Raw genomic sequence first — 8599 nt, forward strand, 5'->3', positions numbered from 1 at the left:
ATCGGGAAGGCTGGCCGCCGCCACGGCTTGCACGGGCGGGATTTGCCTGGGCAGGCACGGCCCTGGCTCCAACCTTCGCAGTCTGGGTGGGCTATGTCCTCCTGGGTGAGGGCGAGGCGTTCGTTCAGGCCAATTTCCTCTCGATTTTTGGCCGCGGCGTAGATCAGGCCGACGCCTTCGCCCAGTTGGCAAAGGAGTGCCTGGCCCTCATCCCCTTCGCCCTGGCCATATTGCTCGCACCCCGCCGCCTCGCGCCCCGAGATCTGCAAACGCCGGCGATGTTGACCGTCGTCCGCATATGGGCGTTGGTCGCGGTGCTGGGCTTCCTGGCGTTCGGAACCTGGTACGATCACTACCTCGGGCCGGTTCTGGTACCGCTGAGCGTTCTGGCCGCACCAACCCTGGGTCGCCGCGATCCAGGCGAGCGCTGGTATGCACGGCTGCTGCTGGGTTTCGGGCTCCTCGGAGCTATCGTCGTTCCCGCCCTGCAGATACGCGAACGCGGTACGGCCCGCGATTTCGAGACGGCGAGCGCGGCGGTGAAGCGCGAATTGCACGGCCGATGCCTCTATGTCTACGAGGGCGACAGTGCGCTCTATCGAACGACCGGCGCCTGCATACCGACCCGGTTCGCCTATCCCAGCCACCTCAATGCCCTGAACGAAGCCGCAGCCCTCGGCGTGGACCCGGTCGCGGAAGTCGAGCGGATTCTGGCCAGCCGCCCCGGCGTGATCGTTCTCTCGGAATCGAGCCGCCCCAATCGGCCCAACCTCGCGACCAAAGCCCTGATACGCAACGCTCTCGCAGGCTCTTACGAGCGCTACGAGGGCGTGGTGATCGGTACGCGAAAGTTCGGCCTCTATCGCCTGAGGCCGTGACCGTCAGCGCGCCTTGGCGATGGAGAAGCCGTGCTGCCGCGCGGCGTCCTTGGTCGATTCTTCGGTGCGATTGAGCGCCTTGGCGATCTCCTTCAGACCCTTGCCCTTTCCGGCGAGGGTCTGAAGCTTCTGAAGCTCTTCCGGCTTCCAGGGCTGCTTGTGCTTGGCGATCTTGTCGCTCATTCGGCGGCTTCCTTCTTGGCCTTCGCAGGCGCTTTCTTCGCAGCAGGCTTCTTTGCCGACGTTTTCTTCGCCGTGGCGGGCTTCTCGCCACCATCCTTGGCAGCGGCCTTCTTCGCCGGAGCCTTCTTGGCAGCTGCCTTCTTCGCGGGGGCCTTTTTCTTCGCGGGGCCCTTGGCGGCTTTCTCGTCGATCAGCGTGATCGCCTGCTCGGCCGTCAGGTCTTCCGGCTTCTGGTCGCGAGGAAGCGTGGCATTGGTGGTGCCATCGGTGACGTAAGGACCATAACGGCCCGCCAGCACCTTGATCTCTCCGCCCGAAGTCGGGTGAGCGCCCAGAACCTTGATCGGCTCGGCCGCCGCGCGCGATCCGCGACCGCCGGCACCAGCGGCCGCCTCGGCAAGCTTGGTAACGGCCATGTTCATGCCCGTTTCGAACACTTCGGCGGTCGAGCGCAGGCGTGCGTACTTGCCGTTATGGGCCAGATAGGGACCATAACGACCGATGCTGGCCGTGATATCGTTGCCCGTTTCCGGATGCGGACCGATGGTGCGCGGCAGGCTCAGCAGCTTGATCGCCCATTCCAGCGTCAGTTCGTCGATATCCTTCGGGATCGAGGCCCGCTTGGCCTCCTTGCCCTCACCGAGCTGGATATAGGGACCGAACCGGCCCGAACGACGCACGATCTCCAGTCCGGTTTCCGGATCCTTGCCCAGACCTTCGTCCTCGCCGCCATCCGCAGCGCCGCCGGGCTGCGCGAACTTGCGGGTGAACTTGCACTCCGGATAGTTCGAACAGGCGACGAAAGCGCCATAGCGACCACCGCGCAGCGACAAGCGGCCTTCGCCGCACTTGGGGCAGAGGCGGGGATCGGTGCCGTCCGCCTTGGGCGGGAAGAGGTAGTCGGACAGGAACTCGTCCAGCGCCTCGGTCACTTCCGAGGGCTTTTTCTCCATGACCTCGTCAGACTTCGGCTTGAAATCCCGCCAGAAGGCTTCGAGCAGCGCCTTCCATTCCTGGCGGCCACCGGAAACGTCGTCCAGCTCGTCTTCCATGCCCGCAGTGAATTCGTAGGCGACGTAGCGCTGGAAGAAGCGCTCGAGGAACGAAGTGAGAAGTCGGCCCGATTCCTCTGCGAAGAAACGGTTTTTCTCAGTTCGGACGTAATTGCGATCCTTGATGACCTGGATCGTTGCCGCGTAGGTCGAAGGACGTCCGATGCCCAGTTCTTCCAGGCGCTTCACCAGGCTGGCTTCCGAGAAGCGCGGCGGCGGTTGGGTGAAGTGCTGCTCGGCGGTGACACCCTTCTTGGCGGGCATGTCGCCCGCCTTCATGAACGGCAGCAGGCCCGAATCGTCATCGTCGGACTTGTTGTCCTGGCCTTCCTCGTAGACGGCCAGGAAGCCCGGGAACTTCACGACCTGGCCGGAGGCGCGCAGCTCGTGCTGGCCGGTGCCGTCGCGCAAGGTCACGGTGGTGCGCTCCAGCGCGGCCGAGGCCATCTGGCTGGCCATGGCGCGCTTGAAGATCAGGTCATAGAGGCGCGCCTCGTCGCCCGATCCGAAACGGTCCTTGGTGAACTCGGTGGGGCGGATCGCCTCGTGGGCTTCCTGCGCGTTCTTCGCCTTGGTCTGGTAGATGCGCGGCTGCTCGGGCAGGTAGTGGCCCGAGAAACGATCGGTGATAGCCGCGCGGGCGGCCGAGATCGCGCTCGGGTCCATCTGCACGCCGTCGGTACGCATGTAGGTGATCGCGCCCGCTTCATAGAGGGTCTGCGCCACGCGCATCGTCTGGCTGGCCGAGAAGCCCAGCTTGCGCGCAGCCTCCTGCTGGAGCGTCGAGGTGGTGAACGGCGGCTGCGGATTGCGCTTGTGCGGCTTCGTCTCGACCGATTCGACCTTGAAGGCGCCGCTTTCGACGGCGGCCTTGGCGCGCATCGCCGTGCCTTCCTCGCCAATGCTCAGACGGTCGAGCTTCTTGCCCTCGAACGCTACCAGCTTGGCGGTGAAATCGGTGCCGTCATGCGCCATCTGCGCCGCGACCGACCAGTATTCCTGCGGCGTGAACGCCTCGATCTCGCGCTCGCGGTCGACGATCAGGCGCAGCGCCACCGACTGCACGCGGCCGGCCGACTTGGCACCCGGCAGCTTGCGCCACAGCACCGGCGAAAGCGTGAAGCCGAACAGGTAGTCCAGAGCGCGACGGGCGAGATAGGCGTCGATCAAGTCCTGATCCAGCTCGCGCGGCTGGGTCATCGCCTTGGTGACGGTGTCCTTGGTGATGGCGTTGAAGGTGACCCGCTGCACGTCCTTGGGCAGCGCCTTGCGCTTGGCCAGCAATTCGCGCACGTGCCAGGAAATCGCCTCGCCTTCGCGATCAGGGTCAGTCGCGAGGATCAGGCGATCGGCCCCCTTCGCGGCGTCGGTGATCGCCTTCACCTGCTTCTGCTTGTCCCCGTAAAGCTCCCAGTCCATCTCGAAACCCTCGTCGGGTCGGACGGAGCCGTCCTTCGGCGGAAGGTCGCGGACATGGCCGTAGCTGGCGAGAACCTTGTAGTCCTTGCCCAGGTACTTCTCGATGGTTTTCGCCTTCGCCGGCGATTCTACGATGACTAGCTGCATTCTTTCAGACTCTGTGTGCCCCTGAGCGACATGCGCCCTGTCTTCGCGCATATACGTGTACGCATAGGGTGGGAAGCGATTGGGGCACTCGTCAAGCGCGTAAGTGCCCGATATTCATTTCGGCCGCGTTTCCGCGCTTGCCCGCCATTGTCAGGCCAGACTGACCCGCCCCCCCGCATGCCGCACCAGCCTGCCGCCGATCTCAAGTTCGAGCAGCGCCATCTGAACCGAGGGCGCATTCGTCCCCGACTGGCGAATCAGCTCATCCACCGCGATGGGCGCCGTGGTCAGCAGGTGAGCGATGCTGATCTCGGCGCCCTCTTCTAAGCGGACCTGCGGTTCCGCCCCCTTCCCTTCGGACTGGAACCGCGATCCGGGCACGCCGTCGAAGCCGGAAAGCAGTTCGATGACGTCTTCAACCGACTGCGCCAGAACCGCGCCGTCACGAATGAGCTGGTTGCAGCCATGGGAGCGCGGATCGAGCGGCGATCCGGGCACTGCCATGACCTCGCGCCCCATTTCCCCTGCCAGGCGCGCGGTGATCAGCGAGCCCGATTTCGGCGCGGCCTCCACCACCAGGGTTCCGGCGGCCAGGCCTGCTATGATGCGATTGCGCGTGGGGAAGTGCCGGGCGAGCGGCTCGGTTCCGGGAGGCTGTTCGGCCAGGAGCAGGCCTTCGGCGGCGATTCTCTCCTGCAAGGCGCCGTGTTCCGGCGGATAGGCGATGTCGATCCCGCTGGCGATGACGCCGATGGTCGCGCCGCCCGCCAGCGCGCCGGTATGCGCGGCGCCGTCGATCCCGCGCGCGAGCCCTGAAACCACGGTGAAGCCGGCCGATGCCAGCCCATAGGCAAACTCCCGTGCCAGTCGCACCGCTGCCGCCGAAGCATTGCGCGCGCCGACGATGGCGACCGCCGGGCGGGCGAGAATGCCGGAATCGCCCCGGAACGTAAGGATCGGCGGCGCCCCCTCGCAGTGGGCCAGCAGGCCGGGATAGTCCGGAGAATCGTGGAAAAGGTAACGCGCGCCTGCCTTGCGCGTGGCGACGATCTCGGCCTGGACCCGCTTCTCCGCCGCGGCCTCATAAGGCCGCCCGGCGCGACCGGCCAGGTCGGGCAGCGCATGAAGCGCCGCCTGCGCATCGCCGAAGCGGGCGAGCAGCTGCATGTAAGTGACCGGCCCGATGTTGGGCGAGCGAAGGAGGCGGATTCGCGCGAAGGCTTCCTCCTGCGAGAGCACGCTTCCCGCCTCTGCCGAGAGTTCCTGCTGCTGGGCCCCCTCCGCCTCGCTCACGGCTTTTTGCCGCTCCCCACTTTCGGCTCCGTGCCGGCCCGCAGACGGGCCAGGTTTTCGCGATGCAGGAAAACCACCAGCACGGCGATGACCGCCAGTACGCCAGCGGCCTCGCTTTTTCCGAGCAGCAAGGCGGCAAGCGGCGCGACGATCGCCGCCGTCATCCCGGCGACCGAAGAGATGCGGACGATGAGCAGCAGCCCGACCCAGGTCACCGCATAGGCCAGCCCGATCGGCCAGGCGAGGCCGAAGGCGATGCCCGCCGTGGTGGCCACGCCCTTGCCGCCCTTGAACCTCAGCCAGACCGGGAAGCAATGGCCGAGGAAGGCGCCAAGCGCCGCCAGCCAGGTCCATTCCGGAAGGAAGCGGGCAACGATCAGGACAGCGGCCAGACCCTTGAGCAAGTCCAGCAGCAGCGTGGCGGCGGCTAGGCCCTTACGGCCCGTCCTCAGCACATTGGTTGCACCGATGTTGCCGGAGCCTATCGCGCGCAAATCGCCGGCGCCGGCGATCCGCGTTATCAGAAGGCCGAACGGCACCGAACCAAGGGCATAGCCCAGCAAAAGGGCGAGAATCCAATCCATCACCGCTTCTTAGAGCCTGCGTGGAAATTGGCCAGTGCTGCAATCGGCCGAACCACGCACGATCACGCCATTCCGGAGCATTCTCCCCGGCTTCAGCGGATTTGTCGCGCCGAGTTGCAGCTTTGATCATTGCCCTTTGCCGAGCCGAGCGACTAACAGAAAGCAAGATCCAGGAAAAAGCGATGTCCTCCCCCCTTCTTCATGCGTCGTCCCCGGCTTTGAACATGCCTGCTCCGTTGGATGCAGCCTCGGTCGATCCGGGCGCGCCGATCCTGCTATTCGACTCGGGCGTGGGCGGCCTCACCGTGCTTGCCGAACTGCGCAAGGTGCTGCCCCAGGCCCCGGTCATCTACGCGGCCGACATGGCCGGGCTGCCCTACGGCACCAAGACCGAAGCGCAGATAACGGCGCGGGTGGCCGGTCTCCTGGGCCGAATGACGGAGCGCTTCGCGCCTCGCCTCGTGTGCATCGCCTGCAACACCGCCTCGACGATAGCGCTGGGCATGGTGCGTGAAGTGCTGGAAGTGCCGGTGGTCGGCACGGTGCCGGCGATCAAGCCGGCCGCCGCCATGACCCGCAGCGGCGTCATCGGCCTGCTCGGCACCCAGGCCACCATCCGGCAGGCCTATGTCGATCGCCTGGAACAGGAATTCGCCGCCGACAAGCGCCTCCTGCGCTACGGCGGCCCCGGCCTGGTCGAGGCAGCGGAGGCAAAGCTCCGTGGAGAGCCGGTCGATCCCGCCGCCATCGTCCGCGCTGCCGAAGCCCTGCGCGCCATGCCGGGCGGCGAGGACATCGATACGCTGGTTCTGGCATGCACCCACTTCCCTCTGCTTGAGGAAGAGCTGATGCAAGCCTTCGGCCCTCATGTGCGCTTCGTCCATGGCGCCCAGGGCATTGCCCGGCGCATCGCCCAGTTGACCGAGGGACAGGAATACGCTCGCCAGCGACCCGACCGCGCGCTATTCACCGGGCCGGGAGAATTCCCCGGAGCGTACGGCGAAGCGCTGGCGCGTTACGGGTTGCCGGAAGGCGGAAGGTTTTGACGCCAAGATTCAATCTGCTGCTTCTCATTCTGCTGCTGCTTGTCGGCGTACCGCTTTACTGGTTCCAGTTCGACGCCAGGGCACCCGGCGCCAGGCCCGTTCCGCTCACGATGTCCCGGCTTCGCGAACTGGCGGATCGCCTTCCGGGACCGGCGCCGGAGGAATTGCGGCAGGAAGTGCTCGGCTATCGATCCGAGCTGTACAACAGGATCGCCGCCGGGAGCGGCCTTCGCCCCATCAGGCTACCGGTCCGGGCGTTCGAAGCCATCGTGCCGAGGCGGGCACCGATTCTGATCGATGCCGGCACCACGCCCGCCGAAGCCAGAAAGCGTGACCTTCAGAATTTCGACATCGCCGCGCAGCACCGCGTCGACGGTCGCGCCAGGACCGCGGCGCTGAAGCTGGTCCTGTTGGACCGCCCGCTCCATCGCGGCAATTCCGCGCTGGTTTCGCCCAAGGCCGCCCCTCTTCCGAACCTTGATGGTGGCGAGCCGCGGGCGGTCGCTCCGGGCGTCGTGGCCATTCCGCTGGAAGGCCTGCCGGACCGTGCGATGATGGTCTATATTCGGCTCGAGGACGGCCGCGAATTCCTCTTCACCGGCGACGTCGCCACCGTCGATGCCAACTGGGTGGAAGAGCGCCCCCCGGCGCGCACTTTCTCGACCTTCTTGAAGAGCGACGAGCGCCGCAGGACGGTTTCGTGGCTGATGACCATCAAAGCCTTGAAGCGCGCCGCCCCCGCGATGATCGTGGTCTCGGGACATGAGCCGCGCAACGTGCCGGGCATTGCAAGCGGGTTTGCAAAAGATCGATCACTGCCAGCGGGACAAGCGGCTGGCCATGTCCCGAACGATCATGTATTTGGCCGCATCAACGGGTAAAAGCCCAAGGACGGCAAGTCCCTCACAGGCGAACGCAGGAAGTGCCCAGGTGAACTACGAACACATTTTCGATCAAGCGATCGAACGCCTCCATTCGGAAGGCCGTTATCGCGTTTTCATCGACATCCTGCGCAACAAGGGCGCCTATCCTAACGCGCGCTGCTTCGCCGGCCACAATGGGCCCAAGCCGATCACCGTCTGGTGCTCCAACGATTACCTTGCGATGGGCCAGCACCCCAAGGTGATCGAAGCCATGGAAGAGGCGCTGCACGATGTCGGCGCCGGTTCGGGCGGCACCCGCAATATCGGCGGCAACACGCATTACCACATCGAGCTTGAAAGCGAACTGGCCGATCTGCATGGCAAGGAAGGCGCGCTGCTGTTCACCTCGGGATACGTCTCGAACGACGCCACGCTCTCGACGCTCGCCAAGCTCCTGCCGGGCTGTGTGATCTTCTCGGACGAACTGAACCACGCCTCGATGATTGCCGGCATCCGCAATTCGGGGTGCGAGAAGCGGGTCTGGCGCCACAACGACCTCGAACACCTCGAGGAACTGCTGGCGGCAACCGATCCCGCGCTGCCCAAGCTGGTGGCCTTCGAGTCGGTCTATTCGATGGACGGAGACGTCGCGCCCGTCCACGCGATCTGCGACCTTGCCGAAAAGTACAACGCTCTCACCTATATCGACGAAGTCCACGCGGTCGGCATGTACGGCCCGCGTGGCGGCGGCATCACCGACCGGGACGAAGCCGCGCACCGCATCGACATCATCGAAGGCACGCTGGGCAAGGCTTTCGGCGTGATGGGCGGCTATATCGCGGCCGACCAGAAGGTCATCGACTGCATCCGCTCCTACGCGCCGGGCTTCATCTTCACCACCTCGCTGTCGCCGGTGCTGGTTGCAGGCGTGCTCGCCTCGGTGAAGCACCTCAAGAGTTCCAGCACGGAGCGGGAAGGCCAGCAACGCTCGGCCGCGCTGATGAAGCAGATGTTCCGTGACGCGGGCCTGCCGGTCATGGATTCCACTACGCACATCGTGCCGCTGATGGTGGGCGATCCGGTCAAGGCGAAGAAGATCAGCGACATCCTGCTCGCGGAATATGGCGCCTACGT

General features: G+C 65.5%; 7 protein-coding genes and 1 pseudogene. 4 read left to right on the top strand and 4 right to left on the bottom strand.

Annotation, left to right across the window (positions count from 1 at the left end; translation table 11 throughout):
• Positions 1-878, top strand: a pseudogene (locus RT424_RS16810) (hypothetical protein); the annotation flags it as partial.
• A gap of 3 nt (positions 879-881) precedes the next feature.
• Here RT424_RS16810 and RT424_RS16815 read toward each other — a convergent pair.
• From RT424_RS16815 to plsY, 4 genes are all read right to left on the bottom strand, one after another.
• A complete protein-coding gene (locus tag RT424_RS16815) occupies positions 882-1061 on the bottom strand; it encodes a hypothetical protein (protein WP_313440627.1) in 180 nt (59 codons plus the stop codon).
• Positions 1058-3679, bottom strand: coding sequence for a type I DNA topoisomerase (gene topA / locus RT424_RS16820; RefSeq protein ID WP_313440629.1), 2622 nt, complete (start codon positions 3677-3679; stop codon positions 1058-1060). The genes RT424_RS16815 and topA overlap by 4 nt, the downstream gene beginning before the upstream one ends.
• Before the next feature lie 150 nt (positions 3680-3829).
• Positions 3830-4918 carry a DNA-processing protein DprA gene (gene dprA, locus RT424_RS16825; protein WP_409521522.1) on the bottom strand — a complete coding sequence of 363 codons (1089 nt, stop codon included), beginning with the start codon at positions 4916-4918 and terminating at the stop codon, positions 3830-3832.
• Between the two features lie 50 nt (positions 4919-4968).
• Positions 4969-5556, bottom strand: coding sequence for a glycerol-3-phosphate 1-O-acyltransferase PlsY (gene plsY / locus RT424_RS16830; protein WP_313440633.1), 588 nt, complete (start codon positions 5554-5556; stop codon positions 4969-4971).
• A gap of 224 nt (positions 5557-5780) precedes the next feature.
• Between plsY and murI the strand changes: the two genes are divergently transcribed.
• From murI to hemA, 3 genes are all read left to right on the top strand, one after another.
• Complete coding sequence (gene murI / locus RT424_RS16835; RefSeq protein ID WP_313440635.1) at positions 5781-6602, top strand: glutamate racemase; 822 nt, start codon at positions 5781-5783, stop codon at positions 6600-6602.
• Complete coding sequence (locus tag RT424_RS16840) at positions 6599-7483, top strand: hypothetical protein (RefSeq protein ID WP_313440637.1); 885 nt, start codon at positions 6599-6601, stop codon at positions 7481-7483. The genes murI and RT424_RS16840 overlap by 4 nt, the downstream gene beginning before the upstream one ends.
• A 49-nt stretch (positions 7484-7532) precedes the next feature.
• A partial coding sequence (gene hemA / locus RT424_RS16845; protein ID WP_313440657.1) for a 5-aminolevulinate synthase occupies positions 7533-8599 on the top strand: 1067 nt, incomplete at its 3' end.

The sequence above is a fragment of the Novosphingobium sp. genome, assembly GCF_032093395.1.
Taxonomy (GTDB): domain Bacteria; phylum Pseudomonadota; class Alphaproteobacteria; order Sphingomonadales; family Sphingomonadaceae; genus Novosphingobium.